This window comes from Bacillus sp. Cr_A10 (genome assembly GCF_029222665.1).
In the GTDB taxonomy this organism is placed as follows: domain Bacteria; phylum Bacillota; class Bacilli; order Bacillales_A; family Planococcaceae; genus Psychrobacillus.
Genome location: NZ_JARHXR010000003.1, coordinates 91,102 through 109,047, shown reverse-complemented (window position 1 = coordinate 109,047; position 17,946 = coordinate 91,102). Strand labels below are relative to the sequence as shown.

The 17,946-nt window shown below is 36.0% G+C and carries 16 protein-coding genes; 10 read left to right on the top strand and 6 right to left on the bottom strand.

What is annotated here, in order from left to right; all coding sequences use genetic code 11:
* Nucleotides 1-14: 14 nt before the first annotated feature.
* A complete protein-coding gene (gene fumC / locus P2Q73_RS02835; protein WP_275783670.1) occupies nucleotides 15-1,391 on the top strand; it encodes a class II fumarate hydratase in 1,377 nt (458 codons plus the stop codon).
* Nucleotides 1,392-1,459: 68 nt separating this feature from the next.
* Entirely contained in the window at nucleotides 1,460-1,951 is a 492-nt protein-coding gene (locus P2Q73_RS02830) for a PCYCGC motif-containing (lipo)protein (protein WP_056830986.1), read from the top strand.
* A gap of 199 nt (nucleotides 1,952-2,150) precedes the next feature.
* Here P2Q73_RS02830 and rsiV read toward each other — a convergent pair whose 3' ends face one another.
* A complete protein-coding gene (rsiV, locus tag P2Q73_RS02825; protein WP_275783667.1) occupies nucleotides 2,151-3,023 on the bottom strand; it encodes an anti-sigma-V factor RsiV in 873 nt (290 codons plus the stop codon).
* A complete protein-coding gene (locus P2Q73_RS02820) occupies nucleotides 3,020-3,517 on the bottom strand; it encodes an RNA polymerase sigma factor (RefSeq protein ID WP_275783664.1) in 498 nt (165 codons plus the stop codon). Before P2Q73_RS02820 ends, rsiV begins: the two co-directional genes overlap by 4 nt.
* Before the next feature lie 235 nt (nucleotides 3,518-3,752).
* Here P2Q73_RS02820 and P2Q73_RS02815 point away from each other — a divergent pair, with 235 nt between their 5' ends.
* Complete coding sequence (locus P2Q73_RS02815) at nucleotides 3,753-4,451, top strand: ABC transporter ATP-binding protein (RefSeq protein WP_053591591.1); 699 nt, start codon at nucleotides 3,753-3,755, stop codon at nucleotides 4,449-4,451.
* Entirely contained in the window at nucleotides 4,441-5,742 is a 1,302-nt protein-coding gene (locus P2Q73_RS02810; protein ID WP_275783660.1) for an ABC transporter permease, read from the top strand. The genes P2Q73_RS02815 and P2Q73_RS02810 overlap by 11 nt, the downstream gene beginning before the upstream one ends.
* Nucleotides 5,743-5,775: 33 nt before the next feature.
* On the opposite strand, the gene P2Q73_RS02805 is transcribed toward P2Q73_RS02810, so the two are convergent.
* On the bottom strand, nucleotides 5,776-6,039 hold the full coding sequence (locus tag P2Q73_RS02805) for a hypothetical protein (protein WP_053591593.1): 264 nt from the start codon (nucleotides 6,037-6,039) through the stop codon (nucleotides 5,776-5,778).
* A 351-nt stretch (nucleotides 6,040-6,390) separates the two neighbouring features.
* Between P2Q73_RS02805 and P2Q73_RS02800 the strand changes: the two genes are divergently transcribed.
* A complete protein-coding gene (locus tag P2Q73_RS02800) occupies nucleotides 6,391-6,570 on the top strand; it encodes a hypothetical protein (protein WP_275783657.1) in 180 nt (59 codons plus the stop codon).
* A 55-nt stretch (nucleotides 6,571-6,625) separates the two neighbouring features.
* Here P2Q73_RS02800 and P2Q73_RS02795 read toward each other — a convergent pair whose 3' ends face one another.
* Together P2Q73_RS02795 and nhaC are read right to left on the bottom strand one after the other, a co-directional pair.
* Nucleotides 6,626-7,789 (bottom strand): class I SAM-dependent methyltransferase, encoded by a 1,164-nt coding sequence (locus P2Q73_RS02795; RefSeq protein ID WP_275783654.1) that lies wholly within the window; start codon nucleotides 7,787-7,789, stop codon nucleotides 6,626-6,628.
* A 201-nt stretch (nucleotides 7,790-7,990) separates the two neighbouring features.
* On the bottom strand, nucleotides 7,991-9,373 hold the full coding sequence (gene nhaC, locus P2Q73_RS02790; RefSeq protein WP_275783651.1) for a Na+/H+ antiporter NhaC: 1,383 nt from the start codon (nucleotides 9,371-9,373) through the stop codon (nucleotides 7,991-7,993).
* 406 nt (nucleotides 9,374-9,779) lie between these two features.
* Between nhaC and P2Q73_RS02785 the strand changes: the two genes are divergently transcribed.
* The 4 genes from P2Q73_RS02785 to hflX all read left to right on the top strand — a co-directional run bounded on the left by P2Q73_RS02785 (nucleotide 9,780) and on the right by hflX (nucleotide 14,402).
* Nucleotides 9,780-11,411 (top strand): AMP-binding protein, encoded by a 1,632-nt coding sequence (locus P2Q73_RS02785; RefSeq protein ID WP_275783649.1) that lies wholly within the window; start codon nucleotides 9,780-9,782, stop codon nucleotides 11,409-11,411.
* Between the two features lie 304 nt (nucleotides 11,412-11,715).
* Nucleotides 11,716-12,132 (top strand): VOC family protein, encoded by a 417-nt coding sequence (locus tag P2Q73_RS02780; protein ID WP_056830971.1) that lies wholly within the window; start codon nucleotides 11,716-11,718, stop codon nucleotides 12,130-12,132.
* Nucleotides 12,133-12,372: 240 nt separating this feature from the next.
* A complete protein-coding gene (locus tag P2Q73_RS02775) occupies nucleotides 12,373-13,119 on the top strand; it encodes a VOC family protein (RefSeq protein ID WP_275783644.1) in 747 nt (248 codons plus the stop codon).
* 11 nt (nucleotides 13,120-13,130) lie between these two features.
* The gene (gene hflX, locus P2Q73_RS02770) at nucleotides 13,131-14,402 is read left to right on the top strand and encodes a GTPase HflX (protein WP_056830968.1); all 1,272 of its coding nucleotides are present in this window, start codon (nucleotides 13,131-13,133) and stop codon (nucleotides 14,400-14,402) included.
* Nucleotides 14,403-14,474: 72 nt separating this feature from the next.
* On the opposite strand, the gene P2Q73_RS02765 is transcribed toward hflX, so the two are convergent.
* Complete coding sequence (locus tag P2Q73_RS02765; RefSeq protein ID WP_275783640.1) at nucleotides 14,475-16,193, bottom strand: ABC transporter ATP-binding protein; 1,719 nt, start codon at nucleotides 16,191-16,193, stop codon at nucleotides 14,475-14,477.
* Nucleotides 16,194-16,390: 197 nt separating this feature from the next.
* Between P2Q73_RS02765 and P2Q73_RS02760 the strand changes: the two genes are divergently transcribed.
* Entirely contained in the window at nucleotides 16,391-17,878 is a 1,488-nt protein-coding gene (locus P2Q73_RS02760) for a peptide MFS transporter (RefSeq protein WP_275783637.1), read from the top strand.
* The last annotated feature ends 68 nt before the right edge of the window (nucleotides 17,879-17,946 follow it).

Here is a 17,946-nt window from a genome sequence, read left to right as displayed (position 1 = left end):
AGGAGAGAAGAAAAATGACTTATCGTATTGAGCATGACTCTATGGGAGAGATAAAAGTTCCGCAAGAAAGTCTTTGGGGAGCACAAACACAAAGATCGAAAGAAAACTTTAAAATCGGTACAGAAAAAATGCCGATTGGTGTTGTACACGGCCTTGCCCTATTAAAAAAATCTGCAGCAATTGTTAGTCATTCTCTTGGGAATTTATCTGAAGCCAAAAAAGATGCCATTTCCGTAGCTGCCGATGAAATTCTTGCTGGCAAACTAGATCATCACTTTCCATTAGTTGTTTGGCAAACTGGTAGTGGTACACAATCTAATATGAATGTAAATGAAGTAATAGCTCATCGAGGTAATCAAATCCTTGAAGAAAAAGGTATCGAAGAGCGTCTTCATCCAAACGATGATGTTAATAAATCTCAGAGCTCTAACGATACGTTTCCAACAGCACTTCATATTGCAGGAGTTCTAGCAGTTGAAAAACAACTTTTGCCTGCTATTGAGGTCTTAAAAGAAACACTTGGGAAAAAATCAGAACAATTCATGGATATCGTGAAAATTGGTCGTACTCATTTACAAGATGCAACTCCGCTTTCTCTTGGACAAGAGTTTAGTGGTTGGCACAGAATGTTAGAGAAATCAGCAAAAATGATTACCCAGGCAGTTCAAGACATGAAGGAACTTGCAATCGGTGGTACTGCTGTAGGAACAGGGCTAAATGCACCGAAGGGATTTGGTGATTTAGTTGCTTCGGAAATATCTAAAGAACTAGGTATTGAATTCACTTCGGCTAAAAACAAATTCCATTCCTTAACTAGCTATGATGATGTTGTATATGTACACGGAGCAGTTAAAGCACTTGCTGCTGACTTGATGAAAATTGCAAATGACATTCGCTTGCTTGCAAGTGGTCCACGCTCCGGAATTGGAGAGATTACTATTCCAGAAAATGAACCAGGAAGCTCTATTATGCCTGGAAAAGTAAACCCAACACAAAGTGAAGCGATGACAATGGTTGTTGCTCAAGTGATGGGGAATGACACGACAATTTCTTTTGCAGCTAGCCAAGGGAATTATCAATTGAATGTATTTAAGCCAGTAATTATTCACAATTTCCTTCAGTCTACTCGTTTACTAAGTGATGCAATCATTAGCTTTAACAACAATTGTGCTGTGGGAATCGAACCAAACCTGGAAACAATTAAACATCATGTGAACAATTCATTAATGCTTGTAACTGCTTTAAATCCTTATATTGGATATGAAAATGCAGCGAAAATAGCAAAGCATGCACATAAAAATGGAACGACATTAAAAGAAGCTGCAATTGAATTAGATTTATTGACTTCTGAAAAGTTCGATGAAATTGTACGTCCTGAAAAAATGATTTAACCAAAAATCATTGGTGTATGCAAATCTTCTTAAGGTGCAATTTGAATATAAAGAGGTTATCTATCAGAATGAAAAAGATATTGTTTATACTACTAAGTTCTATATTAGTGCTTTCTGCGTGTGGTCAGAAAGAGACGGAAGTAGGCCATGAAGAACATGCTGAGCATATTGCTCATTCAGAAAATGGCGATATACAAGAAACAACTGCATCAGCTGAAATTTTACCAACATTTTTAGACAGTCAATCTGAGGATATGAAGCTTGTGTACCAAGCAGCGGCAAAAGCAAATGATATCCTAAAATGGATGCCTTGCTATTGTGGATGTGGTGACAGTGCTGGTCACATGAGTAACTTTAACTGCTTTGTACAGGAGATTAAAGAAAATGGCGAAGTAGTATGGGATGACCATGGTACACGTTGTGCAGCATGTTTAGAAATTGCAGTTATGTCGATTAATATGACACAAGAGGGTAAGTCACTTGTAGAAATTCGAAATGCAATCGATGAAGCATATAAAGAAGGCTATGCAACTCCAACAGATACACCGATGCCATCATAAAAAAACAGCCCGTTTCACTAATTTAGTGAGAATGGGCTGTTTTCTTTTAAGAAGAAGTTTCCACCGCAACTTGTAAATTTTGTACCAGAGAGCTATTTACATCACAGACACTTCCTGTTAAAACATAAACTCCTATAGAAGGAAGGTTACAGATTGTTATGGAGAAGCGACTGCTCGGTTTTGGAAAACTGCAGAACCATCATTTTATATATACATTACTCACTAATGATTCTTGTATGACATCCGTTGGAATTTCAAATGTTACGAGACCCATTGAACCCGGTGCTACTTCATATTTATCGAAAGAAATGGTCAGTTTATGGTCTGCTGTAATAGAGAACGTTTGATCCGGGCGAATTGCTGCAAAGCCTATTTCCTCTTCGCTCGCAATCCAATACACAATACTTTCATCCGATTCCATTTGTCTTATCATTTCTTCCTTGATATAGGAGGAAATTACTTCTATATATGCATCATCTTTAAACAAGCTCGGTAACGTAATAAGAACTTCATTTTTCTTATCTATTGTATCTGTTCTTAGCGTAGTAGATGAGGAACCTACAAGGTTCACTTCATAACGACTTATCGATAGAATTTCCTCTGTATCGGTGACCACTTCATACGTAGATGCTACACCAAGATGGCCCCCACCAGCTTCTTTTAATGCTTCCATTTCAATTAGGAAGCTTTCGTAAAGTGCTTCGTTTTCAGCAATATATTTTTCATTTAAAATATTTTCTAATTCTTCATTTTCTAGTCCAGTGACGTTAGGAGTTTTTATATCAGCGTTGTATGTGTCCTCAGATACTTGAATTTCTTGTACTGTCACTACTTGAACAATAGAACCTAGCACGGGTACAGATGATAGCGTTTGGGCCAATGCGGGACTTACATTTACACTTGCCACAAAGATAGCGGCCGCTGCTACCATTCCAATGCCCCATTTTTTAAATGGCATACTTTTTTTCCTCTTTCCTTTTGACTCACGAATGGTGTCCATTACAACATGTTTTAGCTCAGTTGGTATTTCAGTATTATCGTATTGTTTTTTAGAATCATGTAACTTACTCATGCATGCACCTTCTCTTCCATATTTGTTCGTAATTTTCGCAAGGCAGCATATAATCTCGTCTTAACAGTATTAATGTTTTCTCCTAGCATGGTGGCGATATCCTCGATTTTCATATCTTCAAAGAATCGAAGAATAATTATGGTTTTGTGCTGCGCCGATAAATGGTCTATTGCTTCATACAAATCAATATCTCGAATTTCGTCCTCTTGAATTGGTAGATGAAAGTCTAACACATCATCCTCAATTAAGGTGATTCTTTTATTTTTGTGAATATAATCAATTGAGGTATTGATTAAAATTCTATAAAACCACGTTTTTAAATAATGAATATGGTCTAAGGAATCAATGGATTGTAGAGACTTCATAATACTTTCCTGTATTATATCCAATGCAGATTCCTTACTTTTAACATAGCTAAAAGCAAGACGATAATGCGCATGTTGATTTTCAATAATATAGTTTTCAACTAGCTGAAACTTTTCTTTTTTTGTCATGACATCTTTGTACTCCTTTTTCATTTCAGTAACATAATTATGTAACAAAAATTAGACGGAGGACTGGAGTGGAAAGTTTGCCTTATATAAAGAATATTTTCCCCAGCAACAATCCTTCAAATGTAAATATGAATGGCGATGTCCCTTTTCTTAAGAAATTCTTCATATTTATCCTTCTAAAATGTTAAGAAACAATCGATATACTATGTTCATAGTAAACGGAAGGAGAAATAAAATGATACAAGTACAGGATGTAAATCATACATTTTTAATCGGGAAAAAAGGAAAGGAAAAGAAAGTGCCTGTTTTAAAAGGGCTATCTTTTGAAGTGGAGCAAGGAGAGATTGTTGCGATAGTTGGAAAAAGTGGCTCAGGTAAGTCTACTTTGCTTCACACAATAGCAGGTTTTATGAGTCCTGAACAAGGATCCATTACTGTGAATGGTAAGGAAACTGCTTATTTAAATGAAGCAGAAAGAGCACAGTTCCGATTAAATAATTTTGGATTCATCTTTCAAAATTTTCAATTGATGCCGGGACTAACAGCGTCAGAAAATATAGAGCTTCCGCTTAAATTAAAGGGAGTATCTTCTAAAAAAAGAAAAGCTAATGTAAAACAATTGCTACAAAAAGTTGGACTACAAGAAGTAGCAGATCATTATCCAAATGAATTATCAGGGGGGCAGCAACAGCGTGTAAGTATTGCACGTGCGCTCATAACTAATCCACCGATTATCTTTGCAGATGAACCTACTGGTAGCTTAGACTCGGAAACAGAGCAAGACATTTTATTGCTTATACAGGATCTTAATCAAGGATTAGGTGTAACGTTTGTCATTATTACCCATGATGAAGAAGTTGCAAGTATTGCACATCGTAAATTTAAAATGCATGACGGGGAACTAGTAAAAGGAGGTGCTCCATATGTTGTTTAAAGACCAAGTTGATTTTGTACGTCAACATATTAAGAAGAATAAACTGAGAGTATTTATGACGGTTCTAGCTGCCACAATGGGATGTGCATTTTTAATCGTGCTTGCCTCCATCGGGTTCGGGATTCAAGATACAATGCGGAAAGAAATATTACAAGATCAAGCGATTACAGAAGTAGAAGTGTATCCAAATGCTGACGAGGAACTGGATATTTCACAAATAAGATCTATTGAGCATGTAGATGCAATTGTACAAAGGTTAAATTTAAATGCTATGGCTAATTCTCAAATAGAGGACCGTAGCCTTCAAGGAAATGTAATTCTTACAAACTTTGACGAAGAACAAAAATCAAATCTACAATTATCAGAAGGCAGAATGCCCGAAAAGGATAATGAAATAATAGTTGGCTATCAGTTTGCGGAAAGTTTGTTAACGGATGCAGAGCGTAAAGAAATGGAACAAAATGTAGAAGAAAATGCAGAACAAATCGGAGGATACAAGGACTCTTTAATTGGAAAAACAATTTCTTTATCACTTCAGTCTTATGAAGCTGAGGAAGCTTTTCAGGAGAAATGGAATTTTACAATTGTTGGAGTTACAGAAAATCCAGCAAGAGATTGGATTATAGATACAAATGTGTTGGTCAACGAATCTTGGAAGGACAAGTTTAAAGAAGTAATTGTTGCGAATTCAGAAATAGAAGTAGTAGAAGAAGATTTATTTTATGCACAAACGAAAGTATTTACCTCTAGTTTAGAGCATGTAAAATCAGTTACAGAAGATCTAAAGGAAAAAGGCTATAATGTCTATTCGGTCTCTGAACAGTTGGAACAAATAGATGTTTTTTTCATGGCATTTAAAATTGGCCTTATCTTTGTAGGCACAATTGCAGTATTGATTTCATCCATTGGAATCTTTAACACAATGACTATGGCTGTAACTGAAAGAACTCGAGAAATAGGAGTCATGAAGGCAATAGGGGCAAGTCCCAAGCTTATTCAACGGTTATTCTTAATGGAAAGTGCTTGGATCGGTATTATTGGAACAGTTTTAGCTGTAGTCATTTCATATGCAGTGAGTTTACTGGCAAATTTGGTATTGCCAATGGTAGTAGGAGCAGCGTTAGGGGATGAAGATATTCAAAATCTATCCATTACTTTTTCGTTGATTCCATGGCAGCTTGTTGTTATTGCATCGATCATTAGCATAGGGGTTGCAATGATTTCTGGTTGGAGACCCGCGCGAAAGGCAACGAATATTGATGTAATCAATGCTTTAAGACAGGAATTATAAAAGAAAGGTCGTCCTTGATTGGGACGACCTTATTTATTGTGCGATTGTAAAATAAGCAATAAATAGAACAAATACAACGAGTGCATTTATTAAATTGTATTTAGAACGAGAAATTTTTTTATCGAATCGATCAGATTTGTTAATGAATTTAACTCCTAAATAAGTAATGATAATTGCTAAAACCAAAGCGAGAATTGGCGGCATTGGATATACATGTACATCGACAAAATGAACGATAATGATTGCAATAGCCATGGCAATACCATAAGCAACTTTCTTTAAGGTTGGTTCTTTCACTGATTTTGCTCCATTTCTTTTAAAAATAACTTATTGTATAAGTATAACTTCTTTTTAAGATAATTCCTTTACTAGTTTCAATTCACTTTGAATTTTTGTTTTAATTCTTTATTTTCAAGGGCACAATGGGGATTTCATTATTGCACCACAGCAAGTGTTAACCCGAGTAACTCTATGTTAACCTTATTATAACCCCAAGTTGCAGAAGCTGGTTGGTGAGTAATTTTAATGACTGTTTAGCAAGTAAAGGAAATGTAGCCTAGTCTGGGCTAATACTGCACTCTTTGGAGACTGTGGATTTGCCTGCATAGGGATGGCTGGAGCATAAAACAATTAACTGGAGGTTTTGAAATGCTAAGTAATACATTGTCAGTAATCCTAATTGGGCTAGGCATCGTCTTAGCTTTATCTCTATTTGGTGTTATCGAAATTCCGCTAGCATTTGTGTATATCGGCATATTTATAGTGGCCATTGCCCTGTTAATAGTTATTTTTTATAGAAAAAGGAAAATGGAAGGAAATAACTCCTAGTAGGGAGCTATATAGGGAAAAGTCGGTTCTCAGAAGCAAGGAGAACCGGCTTTTTTCAATTAAAATACTCTTTTAGTTCATTTTCTAAGAAAGGATTCGCATGGAGCATTTGTTTAAAATGCTTATATCCTTCCAGTTGTTCAGATGTTGCCTTTTTCCCTGTTTTATATGCACGTATTAAGATGTTTTTAGGAGTGTTTTCTAAATCGATAAATTCGACAAGTTGTGCTTCGTAACCAACCATATTTAAGATTTCAGCTCGAATAGAATCTGTGGCAAGTGCTGCAAAACGTTCTTTTATAAGACCGTGTTTCAACATAATATCTAGACCTGGTGCATCTAGCTGTCTATTCAGTTCGTGCTGACAGCAAGGAACACTTAAAATAACGCTAGCACCCCATTTGACAGCGCGGGCAAGAGCCATATCTGTTGCAACATCGCAAGCATGGAGCGTGACTACCATATCCACAGCAGTTTCCTCGTTGTAATCATTAATATCTCCTACTAAAAACTCTAACTGATCATAGCCTAAGTCCTCAGCAATTTTTGCGCATTCTTCAATAACTTCTTTTTTCAAATCTAAGCCTGTTACTCGAATGTCGAGACCCTTTTCAATTTTTAAATAATGATAGAGGGCAAATGTTAAGTAAGATTTACCTGATCCAAAATCCAGAATTCGAACGGTTTTGTCCTTTGGTAAGTGAACAAGGGTATCATCGATAAATTCAACAAAACGATTGATTTGTTTGAATTTATCGTACTTTTGTTTTTTTACTTTTCCTTCAGCGGTTTGGACGCCTAAATGTATAAGGAATGGATACGGTGTATTTTCATCTAGCAAATAATTTTTTTTTCGATTATGTGATAGGTTGACTGGTTTTGTTGTAGCTAATTTCTCGGACTTCCACATTACTTTGTTTTTCTTGGAAAGTTGGATTTGTACTTTTTCCATTGTGAAATCAGCATGGATTTGACGAAATTGTTCCAATAGTTCGGTCAGTGTTGTTTCAAATGCCTCTATTGTAATATTTTCATGCTTCAAAATACGTTCATATTGATACTCTAGCTGAATATGATATACATTTTTTATTTCAATCGGTTTTAGTTTTACTCGTTTAATTTCATTTGACTTGGCACGAGGCTGACTGACTGTAGCAGCAACCAACTGCTTTTTCTCTATTTGCTCTAGCAGATAATCTTTCATTTCTTGAAATTCCATAAAAACCGCCTTCTTTTAGTAGGATCCTTGGCAATAGTGTATCACAACAAGGAGATTCTAGGGTAGAAGGATGGGTTAGTTGGAAAAATGAATATATTAGTTGGAATTTTAGGTCGACTAGTTGGTAAATAAGCAAGTTTAGTTGGAATTATCGGACCTTTAGTTGGAATGTAAAAGAAATCCCCTTCAGTCTTGAAGGGGTTATTCTTTGATATAGGTCAGAGTTTTACCAGTCACTCCAAATAATATGGTTAGGATGGGGCTAAGCAAGCAGAAAAATGCAAATGGCAAATAGTCGAGAGTAGAAACAGCTAATACATTCGTGATAAATATACCGCACACACTCCACGGAACAAGAGGATTAACGACAGTACCTGCATCTTCCATTACTCTTGCCAAGTTCTTATTGGCTAAACCGACCTTTTGGAATGGAGCTTGGAACGCCTCCCCAGTCAATAAAATCGATAAGTATTGCTCTCCGATTAATGTGTTTACTCCAATTGCGGTAAAAGCAGCTGCCGAAATAACGGATCCGACAGTTTTTAATGAACTCTCTACTTTTAGTAATAAACTTTGTACGATACCAAGAGTGAATAAGAGTCCCCCCATACTTAAGGCAAGTAAAACAAGACCGATAGTGAACATCATGCTATTCATACCACCTCTGGATAACAGGGAGTCTACTACTTCAATACCTGTTTGAGATGAATAGCCAGTGAATAATATGTTTAATATTTCTCCAGCTGTAAGATATTGATGGAAGTAAGAAACGACAATCCCTGCAATAGAAGTTAGAGCAAGAGATAATATTGCAGGCACTTTCTTTATGGAAAGTACAATAAGTAAAGCAAGTGGTAATAATGTGTACCAATGAATCATACCTGTTTGAAGAAGGCCTTCTTGAAAGCTTGAAATCTGCTCTAAATGTTGAGAATCTTTATTTGGCGATAACATACCGTAGCCTATTAGCGAAATAACAAATGCTGGAATGGTTGTCCATCCCATATTCTTTATATGGTCGAATAAATCCACACGAACAATTGCAGAGGCAAGATTTGTAGTGTCTGATAAAGGAGACATTTTATCTCCAAAAAAAGCACCGGAAACAATTGCTCCAGCTGTAATAGCTAAAGAAATATCCATCGCACCTGCCATTCCGATAAAGGCAACTCCAACTGTTGCGACAGTAGTTAACGAGCTTCCGATAGACAAACCAATTATACATGTAATGATAAATACGATGGCATAGAAAAAGTGTGGCGATATGAACTGAAAACCAAGATATATAAGTGTAGGGATGGTTCCACCTATCATCCAGCTACTAATTAAAATGCCTATAAAGAAAAAGATGAAAATGGCTCCAAGCCCCGCCTTTGAACCTTCAACAAGTCCATCTTCTAATTGTTTGTAAGGTACTTTTTTTATGAGTCCGTACGTAATGAGTAAAAGAATAGCGAGTAAAATAGGCATATGTGGAACTGTATCAAATTTTATAATACAAATGGCCATTATAGAAATAATTGATAAAGTAAGCAGTATTGACTCCCAAAATGACGGAGTGATCTTTGATTGAATACGAAACACTGTAAAACCTCCAAGGTGACTAATATTAGACATTAAAAAAACCTTCTATATCCCTATTTGTTAGGGACGAAGGAATCTCCGCGGTACCACCCTATTTGTTGGGCCATACATACCCAACCACTTCATTTCAAAAAGAGCTTTAAAAATTGTTGTAATTCATCTGTCATTCTACCTGAACTTTCACCAACCGTTCAGTCTCTTTTTTCTGTAAACATGCAGACTACTATGACAATCACTCTTATATAATTCACTTTCGCGATTCAACGCTTTCAATCACTGAAGTAATTAGGATTTTACCACTTTTCAGCGCCCTGTCAAGTAAACTAGTAATTTTTTAACACTATTATTTATTCAGAATTTTATGATAAAATGATACTGCATATAAACAATCAAAGGGGAGATTTGTTTGTTAAATGAAAAAACAGTAGGAGAAATTGTTAAAGAAGCAGCGAGAAAGTACCCGGAAACAGAAGCATATGTTTACCCAGAGCACGGTATCCGAAAAACTTATAAGGAATTCGATGAAGAAACTGACGAGCTAGCAAAAGCTTTTATTGGAATGGGGATACAAAAAGGGGAACATGTTGCAATTTGGTCAGACAACAAAAGAGAGTGGCTACTAAGTCAGTTTGCGACTGGAAAAATGGGGGCAGTACTCGTTACTGTGAACACGAACTATCAAGAAAAAGAGTTAGAATATTTATTACAACAATCTGATTCTACTACCCTAATTTTATGTGAGTCTTTTAAAGGTACTTCCTATTTAGATATTTTGAGATCGGTATGTCCTGAGATTTATCACTCGGAAAAAGGGAATATTCAATCCGAAAAACTTCCTCATTTTAAACGTGTCATTGTGATGAGCGAAAATCAGTATCCTGGAATCTATACTTGGTCGGAATTACTTGCTCATGGAAAAGGAGTATCTGATGAAACTTTAGATGAAACGTTTAAATCACTTAATAATGAAGAAGTGATTAACATTCAATATACTTCTGGAACAACAGGCTTTCCAAAAGGTGTAATGCTTTCACACAAAAATGTAGTCAATAACGGACAACTTGTTGGAGATTATATTCATCTTTCGGAACATGATCGTCTATGTATTCCTGTTCCATTCTTTCATTGTTTCGGCTGTGTGATGGGCACAATTGCATCGGTTACTCATGGCACTACAATGGTCATAGTGGAACAGTTCGATGCAGGGAAAGTACTGCAAATTGTACAAGATGAAAAGTGTACAGCCTTACATGGTGTACCAACGATGTTTATAGCAGAGTTAAACCATCCAAAATTTACTCAGTTTGATTTATCTACACTCCGTACTGGGATTATGGCAGGCTCCATTTGTCCAATAGAAGTCATGAAAAAAGTGATGGAAGATATGGGGGCATCCGAAATTACAATTGCATACGGACAAACAGAATCATCCCCAGTTATTACACAAACAAAAACAGACGATGCAATTGAAAAACGGGTTTCCTCTGTCGGTAAAGCACACCCTGGAGTTGAAGTTAAAATTATCGATCCGGTGACAGGAGAAGAAGCACCGGCAGGAGTTCCAGGGGAACTTTGTACAAGAGGTTACCTTGTAATGAAAGGCTATTATAAAAATGAAGAAGCAACAAAATCTGTTATTGATTCGAATGGCTGGCTTCACACAGGAGATATTGCTGTAATGGATGAAGATGGTTACATCGATATTACAGGGCGCATTAAAGATATGGTGATCCGTGGTGGAGAAAATATTTACCCAAAAGAAGTAGAGGAATTTCTATATCAGCATCCTGCTATTCAAGATGTGCAAGTAGTCGGCGTGCCTGATGCCAAATACGGAGAAGAGCTAATGGCGTGGGTCATTTTGAAGGCTGGTGAAAGCTTAACTTCAGAGGATTTAAAAGAGTACTGTAAAGGGAAAATATCGTTTCATAAAATACCAAAGTATGTGGAGTTTATCAATTCATACCCAATGACAGCTTCTGGTAAAATTCAAAAGTTCCTTCTAAGAGAAATGTCGAAAGAGAAAATTGAAGTTTAATAATTAGCGACATATTTCCTGGGAAATAGACATAAAAAGTATAGATGCATATTCAATAATGGAAGAGACAAATAAAAGTGGGGAATCTAGCGGTAGCACATTTTATTTTACGTAAAAATTTTTACCGTGGAAAATGTCACATTTTCTCGTTTATCGTCTAATGTATGTAGGTGATAGGAAAGATAGGATGATTGAATAATTGGAGTCTAGAAGGGTAATGAATAGTAAGGTGAAAAATTAAGAGTAAATTGTTTAATTGAATGGTCCATATATAAATTAAAAAATTATTATGAGGTGACAGAGATTGAGTTTAAAAGCGGACAATATATTTATTAATTTACCTGTAGAAGATCTAAAAAAGTCAGTTGAATTTTTTTCGAAGATTGGATTTGAATTTGATGCAAATATGACCGATGACAATGCAACGTGTATGATCATAAATAAAAATATTTATGTTATGTTGTTAGTTAAAGATTATTTTAAAACATTTACGAAAAAAGAAATTTCAGATACAAAGAACAGTGCTGAAGTGATTTTGGCATTATCGGCAGATAGTAAAGAAAAAGTAGATGAAATTGTAAATAAAGCATTGGAAGCCGGTGGGAAAGAATCATATGAGCCTGTTGATCATGGTTTTATGTATGTTTGGAGTTTCCAAGATATAGATGGTCATCAATGGGAGATAATGTTTTACGATGAAACGGGAGCCACTCAAAATTAAAGATTAAAGTTAATTTCTAATAACTAGCAGGCGTTGATCCAAGAGGATTGACGCTTTTTGTAATGATTTTTATTATAACTTTCGCAGTAGGTAGAACGGTTATTTTATTACTAGGCGCTAGAAGTGGAAATCAACGAAGAGATTTGAAAAGACCTTATAGAGCATCATTTTTATAAGCGATGCTTTTTGGATTTGTTGTATACTATTACAAAGGAAATTTATAGAATTAGAGGTGTATTCATGTATTTAGATCACATTGTTCATCTTGTAACAAAAAAACCAACAGAAGTTGTAGAAGAGTGGAAAGGTAATGGGTTTCATGCTGTTATAGGAGGACAGCATACGCGATGGGGTACGTATAATGCGCTTCTTTACACAAAAACTAGTTATATTGAATGGCTTGCACTAGAAAATGAAGAAATTGCATTAAATGCAAATCATCCATTAATCAATCTTCTACTACATGATTTGAAAACGAAACCAGGTTTTGGAACAGTTTGTATTCGAACTGAAAACATCGAGAGTCTATTTAATCAACTAGAACGAAAAGGTATAGAAACCTCCGGAGTTTTACATGCTGAAAGAAAAACGACAAGTGGCTTGGTTCGTAAGTGGAAAATGCTTTTCGTAAAGGAAGAAATAAGTAATGATTTACCGACTCCGTTCTTCATTGAATGGCAGGAAGATGATGAAGAACGCTATCAATTATTACAAAAGGATGGAACAATAGTAGATAGTAATTTAGAGTTGACTATTTCAACTTGTGAGTTTCATGTGAGAAATCCTAGGGAAGTAATGGATAAATGGAAAAACTACTTTGAGATAAAAGAACAAGATAACCAAACATTACTACTAGCTAATACAAATTTAGTTTTTAAAAAGCTTGAGACAGGAGAACAGGAAAGACTTGCTTGTATATATGTAAATGGCCACGGAAAGCAGGAGCCGATTTATTATGAGCAAGGGACTTATTGTTTTTGCGAATAGGGGGAATCAGTTTGGATGAATTATTAGAAAAGGCGATTGTCGTCGCTGTCAATTTGCAAAGTGACGAGCATTTTGAATATGAATTAGAGGAGTTACATAACTTAGCTAAAGCGTTAAATGTGGAAGTTGTAGGAGAAGTGACACAAAATCTTGAAAGAGTTACGTCATCCCATTATGTTGGTACAGGTAAAGTGGAAGAGATTAAAAACTTCTATGAAGAAGCAGGAGCAAATCTTGTCATTTTTAATGATGAACTTTCACCGTCCCAAATTCGTAACTTAGAAAAAGAATTAGAATGTAAGGTAATCGATCGTACGATGCTTATTTTAGATATTTTTGCACGTCGAGCTAAATCGAATGAAGCACAAATGCAAGTAGAGCTTGCCCAGCTCCAATATATGTTACCACGTTTAGTAGGACTAAGAGCATCACTTGGTAGACAGGGTGGGGGAACTGGCGGCGGATTTAAAAACCGTGGTGCTGGGGAAACGAAGTTGGAGCTAGATAGACGTAAAATTGAAGACCAAATTGCTAAGTTAAAACGTGAGCTAGAGCATGTAAAGGACCAACGAGAAACACAAAGAAAGCAACGGAAGAAAAATGCCATACCAGTTGTTTCACTAGTTGGATATACAAATGCTGGTAAATCCACTATTATGAATCAACTTCTTCATAAAATTGGTCAAGAAGAATCGAAGCAAGTATTTGAAAAGGATATGCTTTTCGCGACATTAGAAACTTCTGTTCGGCAAATAAAATTGCAGGATCAGAAAGAGTTTTTATTAACTGACACGGTAGGATTTGTTAGTAAGCTTCCTCATCATCTTGTCAAAGCTTTCCGCTCAACGTTAGAAGAAGCTCGAAATGCAAATTTACTTCTCCATGTGGTAGATGTTTCGAATGAAGAGCACCGCTATATGATGGAGGTTACAAACGAAACCTTACATGCTGTCGGGGTAGAAGATGTACCAACTATCTATGTATATAACAAATCAGATTTGGCAGAATTAAAGTATCCTCATGTATCCGGCAATAATATTTGGATTTCTGCAAAAGAAGGAACGGGTTTAGACGAGCTGCTCGAATTGATTAAAAAGCATATTTTTTCTAATTATGTACAATGTTCTTTACTCGTACCATTTGATCGAGGAGATATCGTGTCATATTTAAATGAACATGCCTCTATTATGTCCACCTCTTATGAAGAAGAGGGTACTCTTGTAAAAGTAGAATTAAAACAATCCGATTACAACCGTTTTCTAGAGTTTGTATATGCCGAGTAGTGATTAAAAAAAGGTTGCTCACAAGTAGGATTTTTACTTGCGAACAACCTTTTTCTATTGGTAATTAGAATCTTATAATTCTTGAAACTGAATATTATGAAGTCTGGCAAAAATTCCATCCTGCGCTACTAATTCACTATACGAACCATCTTCTGCAATTCCGTCATCGGTTACAACAATTACTCGATCCGCATCACGGATGGTTGCAAGACGATGGGCAATAATAAGGGTTGTACGATTTTCTGCAAGCTCCATTAAAGATTTTTGGATGATTTTTTCTGTCTCTGTATCAAGGGCAGAAGTTGCCTCGTCCAAAATTAAAATTGGAGGATTTTTAAGGAACATGCGAGCTATTGCTAGACGTTGTTTTTGTCCTCCTGATAATTTAAGTCCACGCTCACCGATTTGTGTGTCATATCCATCTGGAAGCGAACTAATAAAATCTTCCAAATGTGCTTTTCTCGCTGCATCCTGAATTTCTTCTTCTGATGCTTCTTTTTTACCGTACGCAATATTCTCTCGAATTGTACCAGTAAATAAAAATACATCTTGTTGAACGATACCAATTTGAGAACGTAAAGATTGCATCGTAACATCCTGGATGTTTAAACCATCAATAGAGATTGCACCTTCATTCACATCATAAAAACGAGGAATGAGCGAGCATATAGTTGTTTTACCAGCTCCAGAGGGACCAACAAATGCAACGGTTTCTCCAGCTTTTATCGATAAATTAATATTCTCGAGCACTGATTTATGCTCATCATAGCGAAAGCTGACATTTTCAAACTCAATGTCTCCATTCAAATGAGATACATTTAATGCATTCGGTCGGTCTTGAACCTCAGGATCCTGCTCAACAAGTTCTAAAAAGCGTTTAAATCCGGCCATTCCTTTTGGATACAGTTCTAAAAGTGCAGTAATTTTATCTACTGGTTTAATTAACACGTTTACATAAAGGACAAAACTTACTAGCTGTCCGTAGGATAGCGTCCCTTTGTATGTGAACCATGCTCCTACAACCAAGACTACCAATGTCACAAGGCGAGTCATCATATAGATGCTGGAATGTGTTCCAGCCATCACTTTATAAGCAATAAGTTTTGCTAGTCGAAATTGACCGTTATCTTCTTTAAAGCGAGCAATTTCAAAGTTTTCATTTGTAAAAGATTGTACTACTCTAACACCGGATACACTATCTTCAACGCGAGCATTTACGTCTGCAATTTTACCGTACATGTTCTTCCATGCTTTGTTCATCATAATATTTCCGTATGTAGCAACAATAGATAAGAACGGGACCATAATGATGGCGATCACTGCGAGCTCTGGATTAATGTTGAACATAATTGCAAAGGCACCGATCAATGTCATAATGGCGATAAATAAATCTTCGGGACCATGATGGGCAAGCTCACCAATATCAAATAAGTCATTTGTAATCCGGCTCATAATATGCCCGGTCTTTGTATTGTCAAAGAAGCGGAATGATTGCCGTTGTACATGGTTAAATAATTGCTGTCTCATATCCGTTTCAATATTTATACCGAGTTTATGACCTAAATAACTAACGATAAATTGAAGAAATGTACTTATTATATATACGATAAATAGTAAAATACTCACCCTTACTATCATATTCCAATCTCCACCTGGTAAAAGGTCATCAATGAACCATTGAACTGCTACCGGAAATGCAAGTTCTAAAATAGCTACGAACACTGCACTGCTAAAGTCGATAATGAATAATCGTTTATGCGGTTTGTAAAAGGCAAAAAACTTTTTAAGCACAGAAATCTACTCTCCTTTCCTATGTCATAACGACTATTATATAGAATAATTTCAGAATTCGAAATAAGTAAATGTTTTTTGACAATAAAAAAAGGGAAGTTTATAATATGTTTTTTATAAGCAACACTCAAAGGTCGGACATCTGTACAACTTTTTGATTACTTTGAGTTTTCTAAATTAGAAGAGAGGTATAAAACATGGCTACAAAAGAAGAAATAGTTCAGTCGGTACCGCAGAAAGGGTTTTTTGGGCATCCAAAAGGTTTATTGTCTCTATTTTTTACGGAGTTTTGGGAGCGCTTTTCTTACTACGGAATGCGAGCGATATTAATTTACTATATGTACTACGAAGTAACAGCAGGCGGACTAGGGATGGATCGTACTACAGCTAACTCCATAATGGCTATCTACGGTTCATTAGTTTATATGTCTGGAATTATTGGTGGTTGGATTGCTGATAGACTTTTTGGTACTACTAAAACCGTATTTTACGGTGGTGTCCTCATTATGTTTGGACATATTGTGTTAGCGTTTCCTGGTGGAACGACACCATTATTTATTTCAATGGCTTTAATCATTGTCGGTACGGGTTTATTAAAACCGAATGTTTCTAGTGTCGTCGGAGATTTGTATTTAGAAACTGATCCTCGTCGTGACTCTGGCTTTAGTATTTTCTATATGGGTATTAACATGGGGGCATTTATTGCACCTTTAATTGTCGGAACAATTGGACTAAAGTATAATTTCCACTTAGGATTTGGAATTGCAGCTATAGGTATGGCAATTGGTTTAATAGTATTCCTAATTACAAAGAAAAAGTATTTAGGTTTAGCCGGCTCTTATGCTCCAAATCCAATGGGAAGAGAAGAGCGAAAAAAAGTATTCACTAGAATTGGGGTTGGAGTATTACTACTTCTAATCATCGGATACTTTTTAATTGACCAAGGTATTATGACATTCGATGCATTTACAATGACCGTATCTATCTTAGGGATTGTTATTCCAACGCTTTACTTTATCGTTATGTATAGAAGTGAAAAGACAACGGTAGATGAAAAATCTAGATTACTTGCGTATATTCCGTTATTTGTCTCAGCGATGATGTTTTGGGCAATTCAAGAACAAGGATCAAGCATCTTGGCGGTATATGCAGACGAACGTGTAGATTTAACGATCGGTTCTTTTGAGATATCTCCTGCATGGTTCCAATCATTGAATCCGTTATTTATCATTGGGTTTGCTCCAGTGTTTGCTTGGCTTTGGGTAAAACTAGGGGATCGACAACCATCTACACCGAAAAAATTCGCATACGGCCTATTATTTGGTGGTCTGTCGTTTATCGTCATGATTATCCCAGCGTATGTAAATGGGACTGAATCACTTGTTAGTCCATGGTGGCTAGTATTGAGTTTCTTTTTAGTTGTTCTTGGTGAATTATTACTTTCGCCAGTTGGTCTATCTACAACTACTAAGCTTGCGCCAACTGCATTTGCTGCACAAACGATGAGTTTGTGGTTTATGACAAGTGCTTCTGCTCAAGCGATCAATGCACAAGTCGTTAAATTTTATTCTCCAGAGAATGAAATTCTTTACTTCGGGGTCATAGGTGCGGTAGCAATTGGAATAGGATTTTTACTATTCTTCTTAACACCACTTATTCAAAGATACATGCGTGGAGTAAACTAATAGAAAATAAATGAAACCTTTCCTTAACTTTCCTCGTAAAGTTATTATCAATAGGGAAGGGATGATAA

Excerpts from the sequence above, each read along its gene's own strand:
- fumC (WP_275783670.1), top strand. The coding sequence starts at position 15 with ATGACTTATCGTATTGAGCATGACTCTATGGGAGAGATAAAAGTTCCG.
- P2Q73_RS02830 (WP_056830986.1), top strand. The coding sequence starts at position 1,460 with ATGAAAAAGATATTGTTTATACTACTAAGTTCTATATTAGTGCTTTCT.
- rsiV (WP_275783667.1), bottom strand. The coding sequence starts at position 3,023 with ATGAGTAAGTTACATGATTCTAAAAAACAATACGATAATACTGAAATA.
- P2Q73_RS02820 (WP_275783664.1), bottom strand. The coding sequence starts at position 3,517 with ATGACAAAAAAAGAAAAGTTTCAGCTAGTTGAAAACTATATTATTGAA.
- P2Q73_RS02815 (WP_053591591.1), top strand. The coding sequence starts at position 3,753 with ATGATACAAGTACAGGATGTAAATCATACATTTTTAATCGGGAAAAAA.
- P2Q73_RS02810 (WP_275783660.1), top strand. The coding sequence starts at position 4,441 with ATGTTGTTTAAAGACCAAGTTGATTTTGTACGTCAACATATTAAGAAG.
- P2Q73_RS02800 (WP_275783657.1), top strand. The coding sequence starts at position 6,391 with ATGCTAAGTAATACATTGTCAGTAATCCTAATTGGGCTAGGCATCGTC.
- P2Q73_RS02795 (WP_275783654.1), bottom strand. The coding sequence starts at position 7,789 with ATGGAATTTCAAGAAATGAAAGATTATCTGCTAGAGCAAATAGAGAAA.
- P2Q73_RS02775 (WP_275783644.1), top strand. The coding sequence starts at position 12,373 with ATGTATTTAGATCACATTGTTCATCTTGTAACAAAAAAACCAACAGAA.
- P2Q73_RS02760 (WP_275783637.1), top strand. The coding sequence starts at position 16,391 with ATGGCTACAAAAGAAGAAATAGTTCAGTCGGTACCGCAGAAAGGGTTT.